General features: G+C 68.8%; 21 protein-coding genes and 1 pseudogene. 13 read left to right on the forward strand and 9 right to left on the reverse strand.

Annotation, left to right across the window (positions count from 1 at the left end; translation table 11 throughout):
• Position 1: 1 nt before the first annotated feature.
• The 3 genes from N802_RS15640 to N802_RS15650 form a co-directional block, all read right to left on the reverse strand.
• Positions 2 to 1,546: an ATP-binding cassette domain-containing protein gene (locus N802_RS15640; protein ID WP_245613972.1), complete on the reverse strand. Its 1,545-nt coding sequence runs from the start codon at positions 1,544 to 1,546 to the stop codon at positions 2 to 4.
• Positions 1,546 to 2,502, reverse strand: coding sequence for an ABC transporter permease (locus N802_RS15645; protein ID WP_035918032.1), 957 nt, complete (start codon positions 2,500 to 2,502; stop codon positions 1,546 to 1,548). The genes N802_RS15640 and N802_RS15645 overlap by 1 nt, the downstream gene beginning before the upstream one ends.
• A gap of 167 nt (positions 2,503 to 2,669) precedes the next feature.
• Positions 2,670 to 4,301 (reverse strand): ABC transporter substrate-binding protein, encoded by a 1,632-nt coding sequence (locus N802_RS15650; RefSeq protein WP_245613973.1) that lies wholly within the window; start codon positions 4,299 to 4,301, stop codon positions 2,670 to 2,672.
• A gap of 160 nt (positions 4,302 to 4,461) precedes the next feature.
• Between N802_RS15650 and N802_RS15655 the strand changes: the two genes are divergently transcribed.
• On the forward strand, positions 4,462 to 5,205 hold the full coding sequence (locus N802_RS15655) for a FadR/GntR family transcriptional regulator (RefSeq protein ID WP_035918034.1): 744 nt from the start codon (positions 4,462 to 4,464) through the stop codon (positions 5,203 to 5,205).
• 28 nt (positions 5,206 to 5,233) lie between these two features.
• Complete coding sequence (locus tag N802_RS15660) at positions 5,234 to 6,220, forward strand: acetylxylan esterase (RefSeq protein ID WP_035918036.1); 987 nt, start codon at positions 5,234 to 5,236, stop codon at positions 6,218 to 6,220.
• 45 nt (positions 6,221 to 6,265) lie between these two features.
• Here N802_RS15660 and N802_RS15665 read toward each other — a convergent pair whose 3' ends face one another.
• The gene (locus N802_RS15665; RefSeq protein ID WP_052110042.1) at positions 6,266 to 8,149 is read right to left on the reverse strand and encodes an exo-alpha-sialidase; all 1,884 of its coding nucleotides are present in this window, start codon (positions 8,147 to 8,149) and stop codon (positions 6,266 to 6,268) included.
• A gap of 230 nt (positions 8,150 to 8,379) precedes the next feature.
• Between N802_RS15665 and N802_RS15670 the strand changes: the two genes are divergently transcribed.
• Together N802_RS15670 and N802_RS15675 are read left to right on the forward strand one after the other, a co-directional pair.
• Positions 8,380 to 8,814 (forward strand): Fur family transcriptional regulator, encoded by a 435-nt coding sequence (locus N802_RS15670; protein ID WP_035918109.1) that lies wholly within the window; start codon positions 8,380 to 8,382, stop codon positions 8,812 to 8,814.
• Between the two features lie 41 nt (positions 8,815 to 8,855).
• The gene (locus N802_RS15675; RefSeq protein WP_035918038.1) at positions 8,856 to 10,364 is read left to right on the forward strand and encodes a catalase; all 1,509 of its coding nucleotides are present in this window, start codon (positions 8,856 to 8,858) and stop codon (positions 10,362 to 10,364) included.
• A gap of 4 nt (positions 10,365 to 10,368) precedes the next feature.
• Here the strand turns inward: N802_RS15675 and N802_RS15680 are convergent, their stop codons facing one another.
• Positions 10,369 to 10,749 carry an ankyrin repeat domain-containing protein gene (locus tag N802_RS15680; protein WP_035918041.1) on the reverse strand — a complete coding sequence of 127 codons (381 nt, stop codon included), beginning with the start codon at positions 10,747 to 10,749 and terminating at the stop codon, positions 10,369 to 10,371.
• A 271-nt stretch (positions 10,750 to 11,020) separates the two neighbouring features.
• Here N802_RS15680 and N802_RS15685 point away from each other — a divergent pair, with 271 nt between their 5' ends.
• The 3 genes from N802_RS15685 to N802_RS15695 are packed head-to-tail and all read left to right on the forward strand — an operon-like array spanning position 11,021 to position 14,314.
• A complete protein-coding gene (locus N802_RS15685) occupies positions 11,021 to 11,845 on the forward strand; it encodes an SMP-30/gluconolactonase/LRE family protein (protein WP_245613974.1) in 825 nt (274 codons plus the stop codon).
• The gene (locus N802_RS15690; RefSeq protein ID WP_035918042.1) at positions 11,842 to 13,182 is read left to right on the forward strand and encodes a hypothetical protein; all 1,341 of its coding nucleotides are present in this window, start codon (positions 11,842 to 11,844) and stop codon (positions 13,180 to 13,182) included. Before N802_RS15685 ends, N802_RS15690 begins: the two co-directional genes overlap by 4 nt.
• A 4-nt stretch (positions 13,183 to 13,186) precedes the next feature.
• On the forward strand, positions 13,187 to 14,314 hold the full coding sequence (locus N802_RS15695; protein WP_084072277.1) for an FUSC family protein: 1,128 nt from the start codon (positions 13,187 to 13,189) through the stop codon (positions 14,312 to 14,314).
• Here N802_RS15695 and larC read toward each other — a convergent pair.
• The 3 genes and pseudogenes from larC to N802_RS20925 all read right to left on the reverse strand — a co-directional run.
• Positions 14,286 to 15,506, reverse strand: coding sequence for a nickel pincer cofactor biosynthesis protein LarC (gene larC / locus N802_RS15700; RefSeq protein WP_035918043.1), 1,221 nt, complete (start codon positions 15,504 to 15,506; stop codon positions 14,286 to 14,288). The genes N802_RS15695 and larC overlap by 29 nt on opposite strands.
• A 9-nt stretch (positions 15,507 to 15,515) precedes the next feature.
• A complete protein-coding gene (locus tag N802_RS20920; protein ID WP_245613978.1) occupies positions 15,516 to 16,232 on the reverse strand; it encodes an FGGY-family carbohydrate kinase in 717 nt (238 codons plus the stop codon).
• Between the two features lie 120 nt (positions 16,233 to 16,352).
• Positions 16,353 to 17,047, reverse strand: a pseudogene (locus N802_RS20925) (FGGY family carbohydrate kinase); the annotation flags it as partial.
• Between the two features lie 135 nt (positions 17,048 to 17,182).
• Between N802_RS20925 and N802_RS15710 the strand changes: the two are divergent.
• Positions 17,183 to 18,259: a LacI family DNA-binding transcriptional regulator gene (locus N802_RS15710; protein WP_035918044.1), complete on the forward strand. Its 1,077-nt coding sequence runs from the start codon at positions 17,183 to 17,185 to the stop codon at positions 18,257 to 18,259.
• Here the strand turns inward: N802_RS15710 and N802_RS15715 are convergent.
• Entirely contained in the window at positions 18,160 to 19,464 is a 1,305-nt protein-coding gene (locus N802_RS15715) for a lactate racemase domain-containing protein (RefSeq protein WP_035918045.1), read from the reverse strand. The genes N802_RS15710 and N802_RS15715 overlap by 100 nt on opposite strands.
• A gap of 98 nt (positions 19,465 to 19,562) precedes the next feature.
• Between N802_RS15715 and uxaC the strand changes: the two genes are divergently transcribed.
• The 5 genes from uxaC (at position 19,563) to N802_RS15740 (ending at position 25,001) form a co-directional block, all read left to right on the forward strand.
• Entirely contained in the window at positions 19,563 to 20,966 is a 1,404-nt protein-coding gene (gene uxaC, locus N802_RS15720) for a glucuronate isomerase (RefSeq protein WP_035918116.1), read from the forward strand.
• Entirely contained in the window at positions 20,963 to 22,369 is a 1,407-nt protein-coding gene (locus tag N802_RS15725; RefSeq protein WP_035918046.1) for a mannitol dehydrogenase family protein, read from the forward strand. Before uxaC ends, N802_RS15725 begins: the two co-directional genes overlap by 4 nt.
• A gap of 139 nt (positions 22,370 to 22,508) precedes the next feature.
• Positions 22,509 to 23,375 (forward strand): ATP-dependent sacrificial sulfur transferase LarE, encoded by an 867-nt coding sequence (gene larE, locus N802_RS15730; RefSeq protein ID WP_052110046.1) that lies wholly within the window; start codon positions 22,509 to 22,511, stop codon positions 23,373 to 23,375.
• The gene (larB, locus tag N802_RS15735) at positions 23,368 to 24,054 is read left to right on the forward strand and encodes a nickel pincer cofactor biosynthesis protein LarB (RefSeq protein WP_035918047.1); all 687 of its coding nucleotides are present in this window, start codon (positions 23,368 to 23,370) and stop codon (positions 24,052 to 24,054) included. Before larE ends, larB begins: the two co-directional genes overlap by 8 nt.
• Before the next feature lie 98 nt (positions 24,055 to 24,152).
• Positions 24,153 to 25,001, forward strand: coding sequence for a dimethylarginine dimethylaminohydrolase family protein (locus tag N802_RS15740; protein ID WP_035918048.1), 849 nt, complete (start codon positions 24,153 to 24,155; stop codon positions 24,999 to 25,001).
• Positions 25,002 to 25,032: the final 31 nt, after the last annotated feature.

Below are 25,032 nucleotides of genomic sequence, written 5' to 3' on the forward strand. Positions count from 1 at the left end.
CCTAGACGGTGACGTCCAGAGCCGTCGTCGGCTCGTCGGCGATGACCAGGCGAGGATCGCGCGACAGTGCCATCGCGATGACGACACGCTGGCGCTGGCCTCCGGACAGCTCGTGGGGGAATGCTGCGAGCGTCCGTTGCGGATCGAGGCCCACCAGGAGCATGAGCTCCTCAGCGGTCCGGGTGCCGCCGCGGCTCGTGAGCTGCGCCAGTTGTGCCCCGATCTTGAGCGAGGGGTTCAGTGCCGACAGGGCGTCCTGGTAGATCATCGCGATCTCGCGACCCATGAGGGCGCGCCGCTTGGTGGCGCTGAGAGTGGTGAGGTCGGTTCCGTCGAAGTGGATCTCGCCCTTGATGCGCGCACCGCTGGGCTCGAGTCCCATGATCGCGAGCGCCGTCAACGACTTGCCCGAGCCGGACTCGCCCACGAGACCGACCACTTCCCCCGGGCGCACGTCGAAGCTGATGTCGTCGACGATGTCCACCCCGTTGTGACGGTCGGCGAAGCCGATGGACAGGTTGCGCACGTCGAGGACCGGGGCCGCGTCGGACAGCGGACGGGCGCGCTCACGGATGCGGGCGGCCGCTTCGACCAGGCCGGGAAGTTGCAGAACTTCGCCGGTGCCGGGCTCGGCCTTCTCAAGGACGTCCTGCTCGGCGATCGCCTTGGTCTTGGCGCGCCGGGCCGCCGGAGCGGCCCAGGCGTCCGAGATCCCCTCGGAGAGCACGTTGAGGGCGAGGACGGTCAGGAGGATCAGGAGACCCGGGAAGAAGGTGGCCCACCAGCCACCGATCTGCACCATCTCCTTGCCGAAGGCAATGACCGAACCCCATGAGGACTGGGCCTCCTGGGGGGAGAGCCCACCGCCGATGAACGACAGGGACGCCTCGAAGACGATGGCATCGGCCACCATGACGGTGACGAACACGAGGATCGGGGCAGCGCAGTTGCGCAGGATGTGCTTGATCAGGATGTGCGGTCGCCGTGCACCGATGATCCGCTCGGCCGCGACGTAGTCCTCCCGGTATTGGCTGAGGACGTTGGCGCGCACGATCCGGGCGATGGACGGGGTGAAGACGAACCCGATCGCGATCACGAGCACGAGGAGGCTGTTCTTGCCGAACGAGATGATGAGAAGCGCCGAGAGGACGATGGCAGGGAAGGCCATGACGACGTCCAGGCAGCGCATGATCACTTCGTCGACCGCGTTGCGACTCGTGCCCGCGATCGCGCCGAGGATCGAACCGGCAACCAGGGCGATGGCGGCGGCCCCGAAGCCGACGATGAGGGATCGGCGCGTACCGGCGACGAGCCGCGAGTAGACGTCACGGCCGAGACGATCGAGCCCGAACCAGAAGTCGCCGTTCGGGCCGGTGAGGGCCGGTCCCAGGCCGGACTGCGTCGGATCGTGTCGCAGGAGCAGGGGAGCGAGCAGTCCGACGAGGACGACGAGGGCGACGAAGCCGAGGGCGATCCGGCTCGCGAGACCGAGCCGACGGAAGCCGACCCCGGGGCGGGAGAGTTGGTGGGTGAGGGCGCGACGCATCAGTGACCTCCCCGCAGGCGGGGGTTGGCGAACAGATAGAGGATGTCGACGACGAGGTTCACGACGACGAAGCCGAGGGCGATCGTGAGAACGGTGCCCTGAGCGAGAGCGGTGTCGTTCTGCTGCACCGCGCTCATGATCTGGGTGCCCATGCCGGGCAGCGAGAAGATCGCCTCGATGATGACCGTGCCGCCGATGAGGTAGCCGATCCGGAGCCCGAGGACGGTCAGGGGGTTGACGAGCGCGTTGCGCAGGACGTTGCGGCCGATCACGACGCGGGGCGGAAGCCCTGCCCCATAGGCCGTTCGGACATAGTCACGGTCGAGCTCCTCGACCATCGAGGTGCGCACGATGCGAGCGAGCGAGCAGCCGACCGGCACCGCGAGGGCCAATGCGGGCAGCGTCATCGAGCGCAGCCATTCGGACGGGGAATCGGCGGGGTTGACGTAACCGCCGGTCGGGAAGAGGTTGCGTCGGACCGCGAACTCCTGGATGAAGAGCAGCGCGAGCCAGAACGACGGCATCGCGATCCCGGCCATGGACACGAACCGCATGATGTGGTCCGGCCAGCGGTCCCGGTAGAGGGCGGCCGTGATGCCGAGGGCCAGAGCGATGACGAGCGCTCCGAGGACACCCAGGGCTGTGAGCTGGATCGTCAGGGGGAGGGCGGTGGCGATCTTGTCGGCGACCGGTTCGCTCGGGGGGAAGGTCATTCCGAGGTCGCCGCGCACGAGGTCACCCAGGAAGTGGACGTAGCGCAACGGCAGTGGGTCGTTGAGCCCGTTGGCCTCCTTGAACGCGGCGATCTGCGCTGCGGACGCCTGGTCGCCCAGCACCGACAGGGCGGGGTCGATCGGCGAGAACTGCATGACCACGAAGACGAAGAGGGTGATGCCCAGGACGAGTGGGATCAGCGTGAGGAGTCGTCTGGCGATCATGCTCAGGACGGCGAGCATGGGGGTCCTTCCGTGGTGCGTCCGAACGTCGGGCCGGTTGCGACCCAATGCGGCCATGGGCCGATTCAGCAAGCGGTATGCCGGGTGAGCGGCTCAGGAGTCCTGCCCGGCCCGAGGGCCGGGCAGGACTCCTGCGTGGAAGCGGCGCGGTCGCTCCCACGCAGAGATCAGTCCTTGCGGCTGCTCTCGAGGAAGTACAGACCCGTCGTCCCGGCGGAGGAGAATCCGTCGAGCTTGGTCTTGTCGGAGGCCGTGACGACCTTCGTGTGGAGGATGGGGTAGAGCGGGGCCTCCTCGGCGACGATGTCGAGCGCCTGCTTCCACAGGGTCTTGCGCTCGGTCTCGTCGGTCGACTGGGCTGCCTTGTCGAGCAGGCCGGTGATCTGGGTGCGGTGCGCCTCGTCCCAGCGGTAGCGCTTCGTCGGCCAGGTCTCGCCGTGGTAGAACCAGCGCATCAGCAGGTCCGGGTCGGTGCCGAACACGCTCGGGTCACCCGACGCAGCGAGGACACGGAAGGTGTCCTTGGGCACGACGTCGCCATAGATGGCCGATGAGGGCTGCGTGTTGAGGGTGGCAGTGACTCCGATGGCCTTCCACGCCTCGACGAGGAGCGGTGCGACGTCCTTGACGATCGCGTTGTCCGTGGTGTCGAGCGTGAACTTCAGGTTGCTGGCACCGGCCTCGGCGAGGAGGGCCTTGGCCTTGGCGACGTCGTAGTTGTAGACCGTCGCGGCCTTCTGGTAGTTCGCGTTGCCCTCATCGAGGTAGCTCGAGGCGGGAGTGCCGAAGCCGTTGAGCGCCGTCTTGATGACGCTGTCCTTGTCGATGGCGTAGTGCAGGGCCTGGCGGACACGCTTGTCGTTGAAGGGCGCCGCGGAGTTGTTGAACATGAGGAAGACCTGGTTGAAGGCCTGCTTCTCCTCGACGTTGTACTTGCCCTTGAGCGAGTCGACATTGAGGTAGGGGACCTGCTCGATGGCCTGAACGCGGCCGCCTTCGAGGTCGGCGACGCGGGCAGAGGCCTCGGTCGTCGTGTTGAGGGTCAGGGTTTCGACCTTGGCGACCTTCGAACCGTTGTAGTTCGGGTTCTTGGAGAGCTTGAGACCCGACTCCTTCGACGCACTGTCGAGCTTGAAGGGGCCCGATCCAATCGGGGCGGTGTCGAAGGCCTTGGACGCCTCGGCATCGGCGGTCTTGGCCTTGGGCACGATCTTGATGACGGCGATGCGCTCGGGGAAGAGGGCAAACGGCGACTTGAGCTTGAACTCTGCGGTCGTGTCGTCCTTGGCCGTGACCGACTCGATGAAGGAGATGAAGCCCTGCATCAGGGGCGGGGCGGCCGGGTCAGCCGGCTGCAGCACGCGGGTGAAGGAGTGGGCGACATCCTCGGCCGTCACCGGGGAGCCATCGGAGAACTTCGCCCCGTCGCGAAGCTGGACCGTCCACGTGAGACCGTCCGCGCTGGCCGTCGGCTGGGACTTGGCGAGGGCGAGGTAGGGCTCTCGAGTCGACGGGTCGAGGTCGATGAGGCCCTCGAACACGTGCTGGTTGGCGGCCGTCGCGACGGCGCTCGAGGCGTTGGCGGGGTCGAAGCCACTCGACAGGGTGAAGGCCATGGTGGCCTCGATCGAGGTCTTCGCACCGTCAGCGTTGTCGACGGTGTTCGTCGACGACGGTCCGCCACTGCACGCAGTGAGTGCGAGGGCGGCAACGGCAGAGATGGAGAGGGCCCGCGTTCCACGGGCGCTGAGCCAGCGCCGGTGCGGGGTGGGGCCGAATGTCTCGGTGGGAGTGGACAATCTGTGTGCCTCCATTGGCATTCCAGGCGCTGTCGCCATGACCGCTGCAGCGCTGAAGGGGTCGAAGACATGAGACGAGTCGGAAGATTGGACTTATGACGTCTGATGTCTGATTACCGATAGAGTGAGACTGACAGAGAACCGACCGAAGGGCAAGCGAATGGCGACAATTGATGCGCATCTGGCCCCTGGCGCCAGTCGCGGCGTGCTGCGGCGCAATGAGGTTGCGGCGGGAATCAAGGACTACATCCTGAGACACCACCTCAAGCCCGGGGACCTCCTGCCGACGGAGGCAGAGTTGTGCGAGGCCGTCGGCGCGAGCCGCTCGAGCGTGCGCGAGGCAGTCAAGACCCTGAGCGCCTTGGACATCGTCGAGGTCCGGCACGGCCACGGCACCTACGTCGGTCGTATGTCCCTGGCGGCCCTCGTCGAGAGCCTCGCGTTCCGAGGGCTGTTGAGCAGCGAGGACGACCACCTCGTCCTCGGCGAGGTCGTTGACGTCAGGCAGAACATCGAGCAGGGCTTCGCACCCCAGGTCGCGCAGGGGCTCGACACCGACCAACTGGCCCGGTTGCGCACCCTGGCGGCAGGCATGGCCGAGGCGGCCGAGCGTGGCGACGACTACTTGGAGCTCGACAAGCAGTTCCACCTGCTCCTCATGGAGCCGCTCGGCAACGATCTCATCCAGCAGCTCACTGGAGCCTTCTGGGAGGTCCAGTCCATCGTCACCCCGACCCTGGGGTCAGAGCACCAAGGCGCGCTCACGCTCACGGCGAGCCTGCACATGGCGATCGTCGAGGCGGCAGAGGCGCGAGATGCCGCGGCCCTGCGCACTGCCGTCGCTGCGCACTACGACCCCATCCGCGAGCTCATCGCCTCCGTCCGTCGACCCTCGACGGCCTGAGGCGGACGGCCCACGCCGACCGATAGCCATGCCCCTCTTCGACTTGCCGCGTGACGCCCTGGAGACGTACCTCCCCGAGCGCGCCGAGCCCACTGACTTCGCCGACTTCTGGTCAGGCACGCTGACGGAGGCACGGGCGGTGCGGCGGGAGGTCAGTCTCACGCCCTTCGACGCTCACCTTCCCCTGGTCGAGGCCCACGACGTCGCCTTCGCCGGCTTCGGGGGCCAGGAGGTCCGCGGCTGGTGGATCCATCCCGCCGGACCTCAGCCCGGGGCAGGTTGGCCGGTGGTCGTCCAGTTCCTCGGCTACGGCGATGGCCGCGGCACCCCGCTGGACTGGCTCTCCTGGCCCACAGCCGGGTTCGCCACCCTCGTCATGGACACCCGCGGCCAGGGCGCTCGGGCTCGCCGCTCCGGCAGCACCGGTGACATCGGCGGCTCGGCCACGCCACACGTCGAGGGCTTTCTCACCAAGGGCATCGACGACCCGCACGACTACTACTACCGACGCGTGTTCACCGACGCCGTATTGGCCGTTGACATGGCACGAGAACTCCCGGGTGTCGATCCAACCCGGATCGCGGTTCAGGGCACGAGCCAGGGCGGCGCCATCGCCCTCGCTGCCGCGGCGCTGGGGGATCGGGTCGCAGCGGCCGTGGTCAACGTCCCGTTCCTGTGCAACCCCGAGCGGGCCATCACCGTCACCGACACCAAGCCCTACTCCGAACTGCTCGAGTACGTCCGCACCCGCAAGGGCGACGTCGAACGTGCCTTCGCGACTCTGCGCTACTTCGACGGCATGACGATGGCCGCGCACGCAACGGCTCCAGCACTGTTCTCGGTGGCCCTCATGGATGACGTCTGCCCGCCCTCGACGGTCTATGCGGCGCACAACCACTACCGAGGGCCCAAGGAACTCGTCGTCTATCCCTGGAACCAGCACGAGGGTGGCGGCGACACTCAGGAGCTGCGTCAGATCCGTTGGGTTCAGGACCTCTTCGGCCTCCAGCCCTGATCCGGCCAGCCGCAGTCGCGACCACCCTCGTGCTTGGAAGAGCGCCTATCGCAGGGTCACCTCCTGGCCGCGGTGCTCCACGACGGTGACGTCCTCACCTGAGGTCGAGGTCCACGTCGTGACCGGCGTGAACGAACCGCGATCGAGGTCCGCCTGCGTGACGAGGTGGTAGCCGGACCCGCAGTTGTAGGCGTCGTTGCCCGGCAGGTTGCGCCACCGGCAATTGCGCGCGTCGACGTTCGGGTCGAAGTCGCGCAGGTTGCCTGTCGGGACCACGGTGGTGACCGCGTCGGTGAGGTTCCGCACCCGGAAGGTGAACTGCAGCCGGTCGCCGACGGCATACGGAGTCGTTTTGGGGTTGGTCAGAGTGCCGCCCGTGACGGAGATGCGGCCGTCGACCTCCTCGGGCGTCTTCGGGACGCGCACTGTGATCGTGCCGGCCGAACTACGGCCGGTGGAGTCCGTGAGGCGCATCGGGATCCGGTGTGTCCCGCCGGGACCTGCTGCGGGCACGGTGATCGTCACCGGCACCGTCGCGGTCCGACCCGGCGTGATCGCGCCCGGCGAGCTGGCCTCGACGGTCCATCCCTCGGGGCTGTCAAAGGAGAGGGACTCAGGGCGGATGACCGGCCCGAGCTGGTTGTGGACGGTGAGCTCGGTCGTGAGGCTGGTTCCTCGCTCGGCCGTCACCTCTGGTGCGGTGAGCGGCGCGCACAGGCCTTGGAGCCAGGCCAGGTTGAAGCGCGCGAACGTCACGGCGTTGTGGCCCGGCTCGTAGAGCAGTCCCACCCCGCCGTCCGGCAGGGTGGCGAGGGTCGAGTACGCCATCTCGCCGGGTGCGAACACCCGTGCCGCAGGCCAGGTCTGGCCATCGTCGCAACTCATCCGAACCGTGCCGTTGGTGCGGGACGACTGGGTGGCCGCGTTGGAGAACAGCAGCACACGCGCCTCGTTCGAACCCTTCGGGGCGTTCGGGAAGGCTCGCACGATCGAGGCGTTGTTGGTCGGGTCGGGCAGTTCCCGGTCAAGGGTCACCTCGCCGTAGGTGACGCCACCATCGGTGGAGTAGGCGACCTTGCGGTATCCCGAGCGCGCCGAGTCGCGAGAGTTCAGCATGATCCGCCCGTCCGAGAGCTCAACCGTCTTGTTCTCGTCCATGCCCACACCGACCGGCTTGCCGACCTGCCAGCTCTGGCCGTGGTCGTCGGAGTAGACCGAGACAGCCTGAAACGCGCCGGCTCCGTTGATGATCGTGAACTGCTGCAGAAGTCGACCGGCGTGCTCGCCGTACTTGAGTTGGATCCCTTGGCCCGACGCCGCGAAACGTGAGCGCCAGCCCAGATCGGCGGTGATCTCAGCGGTGATGGTGCGGTGCTGCCAAGTGTGGCCTTCGTCGGTCGACGAGCTGACGTTGGCGTGAAGGACGTTGCGATTGGCGGGATCGACGCCGGGCCGAGAGCCGGTGAAGCCTTGGTCCATGGAGAAGACATGGAAGTTGAAGACCGTGCCGGTGGTCCGATCGACGATGTAGCTCGGGTCGGAGTATCCCTGCTTCTGCGCACCTGCGACTCCGGCGCGGACCACGGTGGTGGGCTGCCAGGTGCGTCCGTTGTCGGTGGAGCGGCGCTGGAGGATGGAGTTCGGGCCGGGGGCGTCGATGCCCGTGGGTCGACCGTCGTAGGACGCGAGCAGGTCGCCGTCGTTGGTCACGGTCAACGCCGGGATCCGGTAGTTGGGGAAGACGCCGTCACCGCCCACGGCGAGGACCTGTTGCTCGTAGAACGGCTTGCCAGCCCAGGGTGGAGTGGCGTCGAAGTCGGCCGCGTGCGGCGTGGCCTGCGCAACTCCGGCCGAGGCCAGCGTGAGCGCGAGTGTGGCGGAGAGGGTGACGGCGAGGGCGGTGGGAGTTCGGCTGATGACGCGGGTCATGGCATGCGTTCCTTAAACATAGGACGTCTTACATCTGACATCTGCCGAATGTAGTGTTCTGGCGTGGCTGTGACTACCCCGATTGGGTAAAGAAATCCTGTGGAGCCACACGTGTGGGCGCGCCTCGGCGCGCGCGTTCCCAGGGGCTTGGCTCGTCGTCCGCTGATCCGCCTGGACGCTGATTACTTGAACCGATCCAGAAACTGTGTTTGAGTGCAGGAATGTCGACGATGGGTGTGACCGACCCCCGTGAGCGCCTGAGGGCTGCTGGGCTCCGTGTCACCCGGCCGCGCCTGGCCGTCCTCGACCTCTTGGCAGCGCACCCGCACGCCGACACCGATGCTCTGGCCACGCAGGCCCGCGAAGTGCTGGGCGCCGTGTCGACGCAGGCGGTCTATGACGTGCTGCGGGCGCTCACGGATGCCGGGCTGGTGCGCCGGTTCGAGCCGGCGGGTTCGCCGGCGCGCTACGAGTTGCGAGTCGGCGACAACCACCACCACGTCGTCTGCCGCTCGTGCGGTGCGATCGCCGACGTCGACTGTGCCGTCGGGCAGCAGCCCTGCCTCGACGCCTCCCAGGCCCACGGCTTCGCCATCGAGGAAGCCGAAGTGACGTATTGGGGTCTGTGCCCCACGTGCTCTGCCTCCACTGGCAACACCCTCTGACCCAAACCACGAAGAACCCACTCACTCAGGAGCGATGAACGATGGCGTTTGAAGAGAACACCAACCCGATCACCACCGCGGCTGGCGCGCCGGTGGCCGAGAACCAGAACAGCCTCACCGCTGGGCCGCGCGGCCCGATGCTGTTGCAGGACCTCTGGTTCCTCGAGAAGCTGGCCCACTTCGACCGCGAGGTCATCCCCGAGCGGCGCATGCACGCCAAGGGTTCCGGCGCCTTCGGCACGTTCAGGGTCACGCACGACATCTCGAAGTACACCAAGGCCGCGATCTTCAACAAGGTCGGCAATGAGTGCGAGATGTTCGCCCGCTTCTCCACGGTCGCTGGTGAGCGCGGCGCCGCAGACGCCGAGCGCGACATCCGCGGCTTCGCACTGCGCTTCTACACCAAGGAGGGCAACTGGGACGTCGTCGGCAACAACACACCCGTCTTCTTCTTCCGCGACCCGCTCAAGTTCCCCGACCTCAACCGGGCCGTGAAGCGCGACCCGCGCACCAACCTGCGCGACGCGGAGAACAACTGGGGCTTCTGGACCAACCTGCCCGAGGCCCTGCACCAGGTCACCATCGTGATGAGTGACCGTGGCATCCCGAAGTCCTACCGCCACATGCACGGCTTCGGCTCGCACACGTTCTCCTTCATCAACGAGGCAGGCGAGCGCTTCTGGGTGAAGTTCCACTTCCGCACCCAACAGGGCATCGAGAACCTCACCGACGAGGAGGCCGCAGCGGTCGTGGCCGGCGACCGGGAGTCGTCGCAGCGCGACCTCTACGAGTCCATCGAGAAGGGTGACTTCCCGAAGTGGAAGCTCTTCATCCAGGTGATGCCCGAGGCGGAGGCCAATGACTACCGCTTCCACCCCTTCGACCTCACCAAGGTCTGGTCGAAGAAGGACTACCCCCTGATCGAGGTCGGCGAGTTCGAGCTCAACCGCAACCCCGACAACTACTTCGCCGATGTCGAGCAGGCCGCGTTCACCCCGGCCAACCTGGTGCCGGGCATCTCCTTCAGCCCGGACCGGATGCTGCAGGGTCGCCTCTTCTCGTACGGCGACGCGGCGCGCTACCGCGTCGGCGTCAACCACCACCAGATCCCGGTCAACCAGCCCCGGGCAGCGGAGCTCACGAACACCTACCACCGCGACGGTGCGATGCGCGTCGACGGCAACCAGGGTTCCGTGCCCGGGATCGAGCCGAACAACTTCGGCCGCTGGCCCGAGCAGCCCGCCTACGCTGACCCGGCCCAGGCCATCGGTGACGTCGCCGATCGGTTCAACTTCCGCGAGGACGACGACAACTACTTCGAGCAGCCCGGCGACCTCTTCCGGCTGATGACGCCCGAGGAGCAGCAGCGGCTGTTCGAGAACACCGCGCGCGCCATCGACGGCGCGTCCGAGACGTCGGTCGAGAAGCACATCGCCAACTGCACGCAGGCCGACCCGGCCTACGGCGAAGGCGTCCGCAAGGCGATCGAGGCCCTCGCGGCCAGCAAGATCAGCGACACCAACCCCGGCTCGGACAACGACCCCGCCTGATCGGTCAGTCCTCCTCCAGCAGCCCGCCACGGCCGAACATCTCGGCCGCCTGGCGGGCTGTTGGCGTCCCGGCGTCCAGGTCGGCGCCCGCTGCGACCAGGAGGCGCACGGCCTCGTCGGCGCCCTTGAACAGGGCCCCCGCGATGATCGACTGGTCGCGCGCATTGCGCAGGTCGGGGTCGGCGCCGCGACTGAGCAGCATGCTCACGGTGTCGGGACGGTCGTGGTACGCCGCCAGCATCAGCAGCGAGTCGCCAGACTCGGACGTTGCGTCAACGGGCAGGCCGTGGTCGAGGAACTCGGCCAACTGCTCCGTCTCACCGGCGCGCGCCAGGTCGAGAGCAAGAGCAAGGACACGTTCGACATCCCCTGGGGTGAGGCTCATCTGCGAAGTCTAGGAGCGCGCGGACCCCAGACGGTTTCATCGACCTGGCCTGCCCTGGCTGCTGGCGCGCCGCGGCGTTGCCCTGGCTGCTGGCGTGCCGCGGCGTTGTCGCAGGCGGCTGGCGCCGTCGTCACTGAGTGTGGACCGCGGCCATGATTGACGTGGGGAGCGATGTTGCGCAGGATCAGCAGGGAGATCGTCGAGCGTGCTGATCACCACTTCGTCACCGGGCCACCGGGAGGGCAGCCAGTTGAATCAACGGGTTGAGCAAGTGACCGACGTGGTCGCGTACCACGGCGAGGGGCCGGTGTGGTCGCCGAGTTGGGGCGGGCTGCGCTGGGTGGACATGCTCGCCGGCGACGTCCTCTCGCTCCAGCCGGACGGTTCGGTCGGTCGGCGACACGTGGGCGAGGTCGCGGCCGCGCTTCGCCCGCGACGCGGTGGCGGTGCGGTGATCGGCATCGAGCGAGGGTTCGCCCTCGAAGACCCGGACGGCAGCGTGCGTGCCCTCGACGAGATCTGGGGTGACCCGTCGGTGCGCATGAACGAGGGCGGTTGCGACCCCGACGGCCGCTTCTATTGCGGCTCCATGGCCTATGACCAGGAGGAAGGAGCGGCCTCCCTCTATCGCCTTGACCCCGACGGCACCATTGTCACGGTGCTCGATGGCCTCACGGTGTGCAACGGTCTGGACTGGAGCCCCGATGGGAGCCGCGCCTTCCACAACGACACCGCGACCCGCACCATCGCGGTGTACGACTACGACCGCGATGAGGGCCTCACCAATCGGCGAGTCTTCGTGGAGATGGAGAACAGGCCCGACGGGCTGACCGTCGATGCCGAAGGCGGCGTCTGGACGGCACTGTCCGACGGTGGCGCCGTCCGTCGCTACTCGCCCGAGGGTGACCTCGACGTCGTCATCGAGGTGCCTGCCCACAAGGTCACAGCGTGCACCTTCGGCGGCGAGAACCTCGACGAACTGTTCATCACGACCTCCCGCGAAGGGCTCCAGCCGGGGGAGGACCCGCTGACGGGCGCACTGTTCCGGGCAGTTCCGGGCGCGCGCGGACTGCCCGTCCGCGAGTTCGCCGGATGATCACCAACCTCCTGCTGTTCGGCGCTACGGGCGACCTTGCCAGTGACCTCTTGCTTCCCGCGTTGGCCGCACTGCGCGCGACCGGTCGGATCGGTGACGACTTCACCGTGATCGGGACTGCACGTGACGACATGGACACGAAGGCGTTTCGCGAGCACGCGGCACAGAGCCTCGAGGAGAACGCTTCCCACATCCCGATCGAACACCGGGAGGCCCTGACCCAGTCGTTGCGGTATCAAGCGGGCGACGCGACGAAGGCTGAGGACGTCGCGGCACTGGTCCGGGAGGCCGGGGACGGCCCGCTCGTCGCCTACCTTGCGCTGCCGCCCGCCCTTTTCATCCCGTGCATCACCGCCCTCGCCGCGGCTGATCTCTCCGCAGGGAGCCGGGTCGCCCTCGAGAAGCCCTTCGGCGAGGACCTCGACAGTGCTGTGGAGCTCAACCGCGTGCTGGCTGGTCTGCTCGGTAGCGCCGACGACGAGGCGGCCTACCGGATCGACCACGCCCTCGGCATGTCGACCGTGCGCAACCTGCTCGACCTGCGGCTGAACGACCCGTTCCTCGCCGCGATCTGGGACGCACAGCACATCGAGCGGGTCGACGTGCTCTGGGAGGAGGACGACCCGCTCGAGGGTCGCGCCGGCTACTACGACAGCGCGGGAGCCCTCAAGGACGTGGTGCAGAACCACATGCTGCGGGTTCTCGCAGTGGTGGCGATGGAACCCCCGGCGGGGCCGGGCGAACAGGAGGTGAAGGAGGCCAAGGTCGACGCCCTGCGCGCGGCCCGCGCGCCTCAGGGCGACGACGCAGCCAGCCGCACCCGTCGTGCGCGCTGGGCGGCTGGGCGTCTCGGCGACGCCGACGTGCCGGCCTATGTCGACGAGGAGGGAGTCGACCCCTCGCGCGAGACCGAGACCTTCGCCGAGGTGGTGCTCGAGATCGACACTCCCCGCTGGCGCGGAACGTCGTTCGTGTTGCGGGCCGGGAAGGCGCTGCGCGTACGGCGCAAGGAGGTGGTCGTCCACCTTCGTCCGCTCCGGCCGGATGGCCCTCCGGGGCGGCTCGACATCGGCATCGACGGGCCGACGGACATCACCCTGACGCTCCAGGGGAGTGAGCCGATCATCCTGACCGGGACGCCGCCAGCGTCGCTGCCGCCGTACGCACACGTCCTTCTCGACCTGCTCCAGGGCGGCAGTGCACTGGCGGTGAGTAGCGGGGGTGCCGAGGAATCCTGGCGGCTGATGGAGCCCGTGCTCGCAGCCTGGAGTGAGGGCCGGGTGCCGTTGGTCGAGTACCCCGCCGGCTCCGACGGGCCGCCCAGGCTCCTCGGCTGACGCCATGCCTCCTCGCTTGCGCCGGGTAGTCGGCCATGCGTGGCCGCTGTTGCAGGCGACCGTCGCGGCGACCACCGCATGGGTGATCGCCCGCCAACTGATCGATGACCACATCCCGTTCTTCGCGCCGATTGCGGCGGTGGTGGCTCTCAATGCTTCCCGCGGGGAGCGCGGTCTCAACGCGGTGCGCGTGGTGCTTGGCGTCTTCGTGGGCATCGTCGCGGGGGAGGCTGCGGTGGCCGTGCTCGGGGGCGGGGTCGCTTCCTTGGTCGCGGCACTTCTCGCTGCTCTGGCCGCGGCTCGCCTGCTTGCGAGCGCCACCGTGGTGCTGAACCAGGCGGCAGTGGCGGCGATCCTCACGGTGGTGGCCGCTGATGGTCAGGCCGGCCCGCAGCGCCTTGTCGACGCACTGGTCGGCGCTGTGGTCGCCCTTGTGTTCACCCAGGTGCTGTTCTCGCCGGAGCCGGTCGGGATGCTGCGCCGGGCCCAGGGTCAGGCGCTGGCGGGCATCGGATCCGCCCTCGACCACACGGCCCATCTGCTCGATCGAGTCGAGTCCGGCGAGGTCGATGAGGCGAACGTGGCTGGCCTGTCACCGATCGAGGTACCCGCTGCGGTTGTGGACCTCGCCAAGGTCCGTCGGGCGACTGACCGGACGGTCCGGCGGTCTGCGGTGTGGCAGCGGCAGCGGGGCGCGGTCGAGCACGAGCAGCTTCGCGCCGCGACGATCGACCTGCTCTCGGCCAGCAGTCTCATGCTGTGCCGGGTGACCGTGGCACTTCCCACGCCCGACCGGGAGCCGTTCGCGCACCTCATCGGTCGACTCGGTGGGGCGCTCGGCCGGCTGGCAGCAGACCCTGCGGATCATGAGGCGCGGCAACGCGCAGCCGATGAAGCGCTGACCGCGGTTCATGAGGTCGTCGACAACGCCGACGACGGCGAGCACGAGCGAGGCGCGGCACTGGCGGCGGCCCGGATCACCGTCGGGGACCTGCTTGCTGTCGTCGGGGTCGAACCCGACGACGCTGCCCGTGCCATCGAGTCCGGCCGCGACACCGTTGTCGTCGAGAACGTGCCGCCCGCGCCCAGATTCCCCATCCGGCTCAGCCGGCGCCACCGGCGCCACTGGTGAGACCGGCGGCCTGCACGGCGGCGGTCGCCTCGGCGAGAACGACACGAGCGGGTATGCCGGCCGCCTCGGCTGCCGCTCGAACGTCCTCGAACTCGGGGGTCGCGTGCACGACCGCGCCCTCGGCATCGAGCGAGACCTTGATGCGGACCTCGTGACCGCGGACCATGGCCGTGTGCCACGCCCGTCCGAGCGAGTGACGCTCCACGGTGTGTTCGCGGACACCCAGCGTCGTCGTGTGGGTCAGGACGATGTCACGCAGGGCGACTCGCAACTCGGCGGTGCACAGAACCGAGAGGGTGTGCGCCGGGCGGCCCTTCTTCATGAGGATCGGCGTGAGCCACGCGTCCGCCGCGCCCCCCGCCATGAGGGACTCGAGGACGCCAGGCCACAGCCGGGGGTCGAGGTCGTCGACGTTGGCCTCCAGGGCCCACATCACCTCTGTCGCAACCGTATTCGCTCCGCCTGCCGCGCCCGCATTCTCCCCCAGAACGACACGCACGACGTTGGCCCGCCCGTCGAAGTCCCTGGTGCCCGCGCCAGACCCGCTGGCAGTCACCCGCATCGGCGGCAGGGGCTCGCACGCGTCGGCCAATCCACGAATGAGCGCCATGCCCGTCGGTGTCGCCAGCTCCCCCTCGCCGACCGCGGCCACCTCCCAGCCACGTGCGAGTTCGAGCGTGGCGGGGGCCGGGATCGAGACCGTCCCGTGGGCCGTGCGGGCGGTGCCCGAGCCCAACGCGACAGCGCTCGCGGACACCGACGTCACCCCCAGCAGTTCCAGTGCGGCGCACACCCCGACGACATCGGCGATGGAGTCCCACGCACCGACTTCGTGGAAATGCACGTCACCCACAGCGACTCCGTGGACTCGGGCCTCAGCTTCGGCCAAACCCGCGAATACACGAACAGCCCTGTCCCGCAACACATCCGAGACCTCCGCCCCGTCAAGCATCGAGCGAATCTCAGACCAGCGGCGATGCGGCTGGTCCTCGACCAGCACCTTTACGTCGACCTTGGAGGCCCGCAGCCCCGCTCGGGTCACGTCCCCGACAACGAGTCGCACGGTCTCGGGCAGCACCGCATCCACGCCAGCCTGAACGTCCTCGAGCGGTGCGCCGGCATCCACGAGAGCGCCGAGCAGCATGTCACCGGCGACGCCCGCGCCGGCGTCGATCCACAGGTGGGACGTCATTGCCTCACGCTAGTCCGCGTCCCGGGACGGGACGTCGAAGAGATCTCGCACCACGGCATACGAATCAAGAAGGGTCGGGATGCGCCGCCGCGCCGTCTCGTATGCCGTCCGGTCGCCTTCCGAGACCGCCACCACTTCCCCGGACTCCCGGAGGCCGGGTGCCAGTGCGTCGAGGCCGTCACGCGGGGACGATGCGCGACCGACCGCGACGAGTCCGAGGGCGGCCGCGCCGAGGGCGGAACCTTCGGCGCCACCAGTGACAGTGAGTGGGCGTCCGAGGACACCCGCCATCACGTCGCGCCAGACCCGTGATCGGAAGACGCCGCCCGTGGCCCGGGCCGAGGTGACCGGGGTGACGGCGTCGAGCGCGTCGACGATCGTCCACAACTGGAGTGCCACGCCCTCGACGACGGCTCGCACGAAGTGACCTCGGGTGTGCGAGTGCTGGATCCCGATGACCGCGCCGGTGAGGGTCGGATCCCACAGGGGAGCACGCTCGGCAAGGAGGAAGGGGAGCATGACCAGACCGTCGCTGCCCGGCGGAACCGTCGCGGCCAGCTCGAGCAGCGCCGCGTCGCTCATGCCGGCGTCGCCGAGGATGTCACGGGCCCATCGGATGGAGATTCCCCCATTGCTGATGGCGCCGCCAACGACCCACTCGTCGTGGGTGAGTGCGTAGCAGAAGAGTCGCCCGCTCGGGTCCGTGCGAGGTCCCTGGACGACCATGCGGGCGGCACCACTCGTGCCGACCGAGAGCCCAACGACGCCGGGCTCGAGGGCGCCGGTGCCGAGGTTGCCCAGGGGTCCGTCGCCCGCGCCGACGACGACCGGGGTCGCCGTCGCGAGACCGAGGCGCGACGCAACGGTCTTCGTGAGGCCGAGGACCGCGGTCGTCGGGAGGATGGGTGGCAACTGGTCCTCGCGTATGCCGGCCAGCTCGATCGCTTGTGGGTTCCACGCACGGGCGGCGGCGTCGAGGAGTCCGCTCCCCGAGGCGGTCGAGAGTCGGTCGCGGACGTGCCGGTGAGCGCCTGGAGGACGTAGTCCTTGAGTCCGACCCAGGCCCGCACCTTCGCCGCGAGCTCGGGTTCGTTGCGGTTGAACCAGATGAGTTTGCTCAACGGGCTCATCGGGTGGATCGGCGTGCCGGACGCGCGGTGGATCGCCTCGGCGTCGGACGACGCCCGCAGTTCGGCAGCCTCGGCGACGGCCCGGGAGTCCGCCCACGTCAGGAGGGGCGTGAGCGGCCGCAACTGTTCGTCGAGCCCGATGAGGCCGTGCATCGCCGTGCTCACCGAGATGCCGATGACGCGAGCGCCCTTGGCGGCCGTGATGACCTCGGCCAGTGCGCCCATGACGGCTGCCACGACCGTGTTGGGGTCCTGCACCTGCCAGCCGGGGCGGGGGGCGAGGAGCGGGTACTCACGGACGACCGTGTGTCGCCAGTCGGATCCGAGCCCGAACGCGACGGCCTTCGTGCCGGTCGTCCCGACGTCGAGGCCGATGACGGCCTCGGCCGGTGGGTGGGCGTTGGGGGCCATGGCTCAGCCCACGTCCGGGGGACGCAACATGTCGATGCCTCTCCTTCGTCGGGGGACCAGACTCCCATTCAGTCAGGCAACCACCCCGTGGCACAACGATTGCCACCAGTTGCCACGATCCCTAGGTTTGCCTGTGTGGAGCGCCGACCGACGATCTACGACGTGGCCAGGGCGGCCGGCGTCGCGGCGTCGACGGTGTCCAGGGCCTTCGCGCGGCCGGGTCGCGTCATTGCCGAGACGGCTGCGCGGATCTTCGAGGCGGCGCGTGACCTGGGCTATCGCGCGTCGGCGTTGCCCGGGCTCACGACCTCCCGCACCAAGACGCTCGCCCTCGTCGTCACCGACATCACCAACCCGTTCTATGCCGAGATCATCCGGGGTGCGCACGAGGCTGCCGCCGACCTCGGCTACACGCTGAGCCTCTCGCACACGCAGGAGGACGCCGAGGTCGAGCGCGCGTGGATCGAGCACGAACTCTCGTCGGTCGAGGGCATGGTGCTCGCGAGCTCGCGCATGTCGGACAGCACGATCCGGACCCTGGCCAAGCAGAAGCCCGTCGTCGTCCTCAACCGCCGGTTGCCGGAAGTTCCCTGCCTGCTCGTCGACAACGCCCGGGGCACTCGCCGTGCACTCGAGCACCTCGGCGAGCTCGGTCACACGTCGGTCACCTATGTCGGCGGACCCGAGTCGAGCTGGACCGACGGCACCCGCTGGCAGGCGTTGCGGGAGGCGGGTTTCGAGCTCGACATCAAGGTCCGCCGGATCGGCCCCACGCAGAAGCCCACGATCGACGCCGGGTTCGCACGGGTTCGCGAGATCCTCGCGCAACCGACCACAGCGGTCATTGCCTACAACGACGTGCTCGCCATCGGTGTCATCAAGGGGCTGCACCGCGTGGGCGTCAAGGTGCCCGACGACATCAGCGTCATCGGCTTCGACAACGTCCTGCTCGCCGAGGTGATCGAGCCCGAACTCACGACAGTGGCAGCGCCGCTGCGGCAACAGGGTGAGACCGCCGTTCGCAACCTCGTGGCGCTCACCCAGGGTGCCCACACGACGTCACGTGAGCCGCTCGTCATGCCGGTGCACCTCGTCGTGCGGCGCTCGACCGCTCAGCGCAGCCGGAAGAGGACCTCGCCGGCGTTGGGCACCACGAATGACTCGTCATCCGCCTCCTCGGCGGCGAGGTCGATGGAATCGGGGTCGACGTAGCCGAGATTCGCCTGGTGGCACTTCTCCTCGGGGATCCGGGTCGCGAGGGTCACCTTGACTCGCAACCGCTCTTCGCCCGTCTCGGCGTCATAGGTTCCGGCGCCCCGCAGGTGCGTCGAGTGCGCGAGCGTGCCCCAGTGGATGTGCTTGAACTTGTCCCACTGCTTCACGAAGTAGTCACGGCAGTGGTATCCGATCTCGAGGATCTCCGGGTGGCTCGTCGAGATCTCGGTGATGTGCGGGGCATAGAGGATGACTTCGCCCCCGTCGGCCACGACCGGCTCGAGCTTGTAGAAGCCCTTGGCCCCGGTCCAGATGTCGTCGTACATCTCCGGGATGACCGAGATGACGCGTGAGACCGGCTCGTCGAGGTGGTGGACGTGGGTCGCGGCGCTCACCTCGGAGGCGCTCGCCCAGGAGGCGACCGTGTCGCCGAACGAGATCGAGTGCAGGTCGAGGGTTCCGGCCTCGCCGACGACGCAGAACGCGAGCTTCTCGGCGGGCACCAGCGCGGCGCCCTCGTTGATGAGGGCGCGCACGGGGGTGACGGCCGTGGTGCCGATGATCTCGACCGAGGTGATGAGCGCCCCGATCCAGTGGGAGACGTCGATGATGTCCTGGCCCGCGACGCCTGGGAAGAAGTACTTGTTGCCACCGGACATGCCGACGACCTCATGGGGGAGGACCGGGCCGACGACCAGGGCGATGTCGTGCTCGACGACGGCCTTGTTGAGGTGGACCGGGACATCCATCGTGAGCCGGCCCTCGGACAGTTCGGCGAGGCGCGAGGCAGGGATCGTGCCGAGGTCGGCGAACGTGGACGGGTCCCACCACTCGTGGTTGGCGACGGTCATCCCCGGATAGGTGTCCTCGAGCGCACCGACCTCGTAGCCGAGGTGCGCGGCCAGCGCTTCCTCGCTCATCGCCTGGTGTGTCCCGAGCGCGATGAGGGTCGTCATGCGGCTGACTCGCCCGTGAAGGGCGCGGTGGACGGCCCGCAACAGCAGCGGCATCGGGCAGGTGCGGGTGCCGTCGGGCACGACGATGCAGACGCTCTTGCCGTCGACGTCGACGCTCCCGAGCCGGTCGACGATGAACTCCGTGACCTGTTCACTCGTGAGGACGCCGTGCTCGTCGCCGATGCGGGCGGCCCGCTTCGCGGCCTCGGCGGGGGACTCCTCGGTCAGTGTCGCATCGCTGGTCATGACCTCACTCTCGTCCCGGGCTCCACGGCTGGCAAGGGTGCGGTGCAACTCGTGGCAACTGATGGACCACGCGGTTGCGCAAGGCCACGATCGTGAACATGACCTCACTCCACCCGGACCGGCTCCTGCCAGCCGATCCCGGCACCCGCGACGTCGCCCGCCGCCTGTATGCCGCGATGGCAGACCTGCCGATCATCTCGCCGCACGGTCACGTACCTCCGGAGTGGCTGGCCGAGGACACTCCCTTCACTGACCCGACGTCGTTGCTGCTGTCGCCCGATCACTACGTCTTCCGGCTCCTCCACGCGCAGGGCGTGGACCTCGCCGACCTCGGCGTCGGGGGCGCGCAACTCGACGAGGCCGGGTCGCGACGCGCCTGGACGTTGTTCTGCGAGAACTGGTCGGCCTTCCGCGGGACGGCGAGCAGGTTCTGGATGGAGAGCGTCCTCGCCGACGTCTTCGGTCTTGCGGAGTCGCCGTCGGCAGAGACGGCCGACACGATCTACGACCACATCGCCGCGGCGCTGACGACACCCGAATTCCGGCCCCGGGCCCTGGCGGAGCGCTTCAACATCTCGGTGCTCGCGACGACGGACGACCCGGTGGACAGCCTTGAGCACCACCGCACCCTGGCCGCGGACTCGTCGTTCGCGACGCGAGTGGCACCGACGTTCCGCCCGGACCGCTACCTCGAGCCCGTGCGTCCGGACTTCGCCGAACTCGCCAAGTCGCTGGGTGCGGCCGCGGACATCGACACCACGACCTACGCCGGCTACATCGCCGCCCTCGAGAACCGGCGCCGTTTCTTCAAGGACAACGGCGGCGTCTCCACCGACCACAGCCATCTGGACGTCGTGACGCTCACCCTCGAGCCCGCCGAAGCATCCAGGATCTATGCCGCGGCCCTGGCCGGTGAGGCCAGCGAGGACGAGGCCACGGCGTTCCGCAGGCACATGCTCGTCGAGATGGCCCGCATGGCCACCGAGGACGGGCTCGTCATGACGCTCCATCCGGGCGCGCTCCGGAACCACCACATCCCGACGTTCGAGCGCTTCGGAGCCGACACGGGCCACGACATCCCCGTCGGCGTCGAATTCACGCGGGGGTTGCAGCACCTCCTCAGCCGCTTCGGGACCTCCGACGGCTTCCAGCTCATCCTCTTCACGCTGGACGAGACGGTCTTCTCGCGCGAGATCGCGCCGCTCGCCGGCTTCTACCCCAGCGTGTATGCCGGTGCGCCCTGGTGGTTCCTCGACGCACCCGAGGCGGTCCGCCGCTACCGTGGTGCCGTGACCGAGACCGCTGGTTTCCATCGCACCTCGGGCTTCATCGACGACACCCGAGCGTTCCTCTCCATCCCGGCACGGCACGACATGTCGCGTCGTCTCGACGCGGCATACCTCGCGCAGTTGGTCGCCGAGCACCGGCTCGACGAGGACGAGGCCCACGAGACGGCCATCGATCTCGTGACAACGGTCCCGAGCAAGGCGTTCAAGTTGTGAGTGCCGAGACCGGGAACGTGCCGCGACTCTCGCGGGCCGAGCACGGGCGGGCTGCTTCACCGGTTCGCGTCGTCCACCTCGGCCTCGGCAACTTCTTCCGCGCCCACGCCGCCTGGTACACCGAGCACGCGCCCGACGCAGCCGAGTGGGGTATCGCCGCGTTCACGGGGCGGTCGCCGGACGCCGCTGAGTCGCTGGGCGCCCAGGACGGTCTCTACACCCTGCTGGTCCGGGCGGCGGATGGTCCGGAGCCGGAGGTCATCTCCAGCCTCTCGGCGGTGCATCCCGGGGCCGATCTCGCCGCGCTGCGGGACTACTTCGCCCGGCCGGAGGTCGCTGTCGTCACGATCACCGTGACCGAGGCGGGCTACCGGCGAGCGTCAGACGGTTCCCTCGACCTCGACGACGAGGCGGTCGCCGCTGACATCGCGGCACTCAGGGATGACCCCGCGGGTGACGACGTCTCGACGACACCGGGTCGGCTGGTGGCGGGGCTGCTGGCCCGTCGGGACGCGGATACCGGCGGGATCGCGATCGTTCCCAACGACAACGTCCCCGACAACGGGGCCATGGTCGCGCGGGTCGTCGGCGACCTCATCGCCGAGGTGGACCCCAGTCTCCAGGAGTGGGTCGACGCCTACGTCTCCTTCGTCACGACGATGGTCGACCGGATCACGCCTCGCACCACCGACGCCGACCGCTCCGAGGTGAAGACGCTCCGCGGGGTGGACGACCCCGAGGTCGTGCCGACCGAACCCTTCAGCGAGTGGGTCCTCGCCGGCGAGTTCCCCGGTGGGCGGCCCGCGTGGGATGACGCCGGGGCCACCGTCGTCGACGACGTCGCCCCGTTCGAGCAGCGCAAGCTGTGGCTCCTCAACGGATCGCACTCGCTCATGGCCTACGCAGCGTCGATCCGGGGCCACGAGACCGTCGCTGACGCCATCGCCGACTCGCAGGTACGCGAGTGGGTGGAGGAATGGTGGGACGCCGCCGCACCACACGTGCCGCTCCCGGAAACGGACGTCACGGCATACAGGAAGGCCTTGATCGAGAGGTACTCCAACGGCAACATCCGCCACCTCCTCGCCCAGATCGCGGCTGACGGATCGCAGAAGATCCCGATTCGAGCGGTGCCGGTCATCAAGGCCGAGCTGGGCGCGGGGCGGGTCAGTGAAGGGGCGTTACGACTGGTGTCGGCATGGATCGCGCACCTGCGCGGCTCGGGGGCTCCGGTGACCGACCCACAGGCAGATCTGCTCCAGGGGCTCGTGACCGGCTCGGTCGACAACGGCGTCGATCGAGTCCTCGAGTGGCTCGGACTCAAGGACGGGCAGTTGCGCGATGTCGTCGTCCAGCAGGTCACCGACCTTGAGGCACCAGGCGCCACGAAGGAGGAGAAGTGACCGCGACGAACGTCGACCAGGACTGGCCGACGAAGGAGTCCACCGACTCGGAACCCACGTCGAGGACCCGACCGCCCTGGGCCTGAGCCTGCCCCGGGTTCGTGTCCGGCGTTCAGTGTTCAGTGAGAAGGTGGAAGGCATGGAGGACGTGACGTTCGGCCAGGACCAGACGAGAGTCGAGGACGTCCTTGGCGCGTTCGGCCCGTTCGAACGGGTCGGGGTGGCCTATTCCGGGGGCGTCGACTCGGCGACGCTGCTGGCGCTGGCCGCCCGAGCGCTCGGGCCGGATCGGGTCGTCGCCGTTCTCGGCGTCTCGCCCAGCCTCGCTGCTGCCGAACGGGCCGGAGCCCACGACGTCGCCGCCTTCATCGGTGTCCCGGTCGTCGAGGTGCGGACCCACGAAGGTGACAACCCGGCATACCAACGCAATGGTCCGGACCGCTGCTTCCACTGCAAGGACGAGCTGTTCACCCGCATCGACGGCTCGGTGGCGACTGTGCACCGGCTCGACGTCATCGCCTACGGCGAGAACGCCGATGACGCGCGGCGGCCCGACCGGCCGGGTTCGCGGGCGGCCTCGGAGCATGCCGTGCTGCGTCCGCTCGCCGATGCCGGACTCGACAAGGCGGCCGTGCGTCGGATCGCCCGCGTGCTCGAGTTGCCGTGCGCCGACAAGCCGGCCGCGCCCTGCTTGGCCTCGCGGATCCCGCACTTCGAGGAGGTGTCCCCGGAGAAACTTGCCCAGGTCGAGGCAGCTGAATCGGCCCTGAGGGCACTGGGATTCGTCGACTGCCGGGTTCGGCACCATGGTGAGATGGCACGCGTGGAGTTGCTCGTGGAGGACATTCCGCGTGCGGTTGCGCCGGGTCTGCGCGAGGACATCAACGCGGCGCTGCGGTCGGCCGGCTTCCGCTTTGTGACGATCGATCTGGCGGGGATCCAGTCAGGTGCGTTCACACTGCCCTTGGTTGCCGGGTCTGCCGGGGTTGCAGCAAGTCATGGCTGACGAGTGGGAGCCGGGCGAGGCGTTGCGCGACATCGCCGACCTCGACCTCGACCGCGCGGCCCGGCGCGGCTACCCCGAAGCGGTCTACTGCGAGGGCAAGACCGCCGAGCAGGTCGGCGTCATCGCCGCGGCGGTGGGGGAGCGCGGGGCGCGGACCCTGTTCACCCGGGTCGACAAGGCACACGTCGAGGCCATCCTCGCCGCCTTGCCCGATGCCGCTCACGACCAGACGGCGCGCCTGGTGGCCTGGCCCCCGTCGCCTCCGGAGCCGAGCGGGGGCCAGGTGCTCGTCGTTGCGGCGGGGACGTCGGATCTGCCTGTCGCGAGGGAGGCGTTGCTCGTCGCGCAGCACTTGGGCCGGTCCGCCGACCTGATCGTCGACGTCGGCGTCGCCGGGTTGCACCGGATCCTGTCGCGGCTCGACGAGTTGCGGTCGGCTCGGGCCATCGTCGTGGTGGCCGGAATGGACGGCGCCTTGCCCGGTGTCGTCGCGGGTCTCGTGTCGGCGCCCGTGATCGCGGTGCCGACGTCGGTCGGCTATGGCGCGGCCTTCCAAGGGCTCGCACCTCTCCTCACGATGCTCAACAGCTGCGCTCCCGGGGTCGCGGTCGTCAACATCGACAACGGCTACGGCGCCGGTCACATGGCGGCCCAGATCGCCGCACCAGTGACATCCTGAGCCGGCGCAAGGAGTAGCGTTCCCTCGAGTCTCCGTTTCCGTGAGGCGCGCCCTTTGACCCGCACGGGAGTCCGACGGTGTTGAACTCGACGCTACTCATGTCGTCCGCCCACTTCTTCGGCAACGACCACAAGCTCAACCCCTACTACGAGGACGGCGAGACCGTCGACACGGCCAAGGCCGAGATCGAGCACAACGGCATCAAGGACGCGCTCCACCGCGCCGGCGCCGAGATCGTCACGGTCGACGCGCCCCCGACGAGCCAGGACGGCGTCTACACCGCCAACTGGGCCCTCGTCCGCGACCGCGTCGCCCTCATGGCAGTGCTCCCGCCCAGCCGGAAGTCCGAGGAGGCGTGGGCGCGCACCCAGCTCAGCCAGCTCGGCTACACGGTCGAGGACCTTCCGCAGCCGTGGCGCTTCAGTGGTCAGGGCGACGCGCTCATCTGCGGCGACCTCGTGTTCTGCGGCGCGGGCTACCGCTCGGACGAGGAGGCGCTCGCCTATGCCGCGGATCGCTTCGGTCTGACGCGCATCCAGCTCCAGACCCTGCCGCTCCTCAACGAGGACGGGACCCCGCACGTCAACGTCGTGAGCGGGTGGCCCGACAGCTACTGGTACGACATCGACCTCACCCTCGCCGTGCTGCGCGAGCCCGACTCGAACGGCAAGGGCCTCATCGCCTACTGCCCCGAGGCGTTCACTCCCGAGTCGCGCGAGTTCCTCGCCAAGCTCGACACGGTCGACAAGATCGAGATCGCCGAGTCGGAGGCGCGCAACTCCTTCGCCTGCAACCTCGTGTCGACCGGCACGACCGTTGTCATGAGCGACACGGCCCCGCAGTTGCGCGCTGACATCGAGAGCGCGGGCCTGGAGACCATCAGGCCGCACGTCGACGAACTCGCCAAGGGTGGCGGCTACATCCGCTGCACCAGCCTCTGGATCTGAGCGGCTCTCCGCCCACACCTCCCCGTACCGA

It is taken from the genome of Knoellia sinensis KCTC 19936 (genome assembly GCF_000768705.1).
GTDB classification, from domain to species: domain Bacteria; phylum Actinomycetota; class Actinomycetes; order Actinomycetales; family Dermatophilaceae; genus Knoellia; species Knoellia sinensis.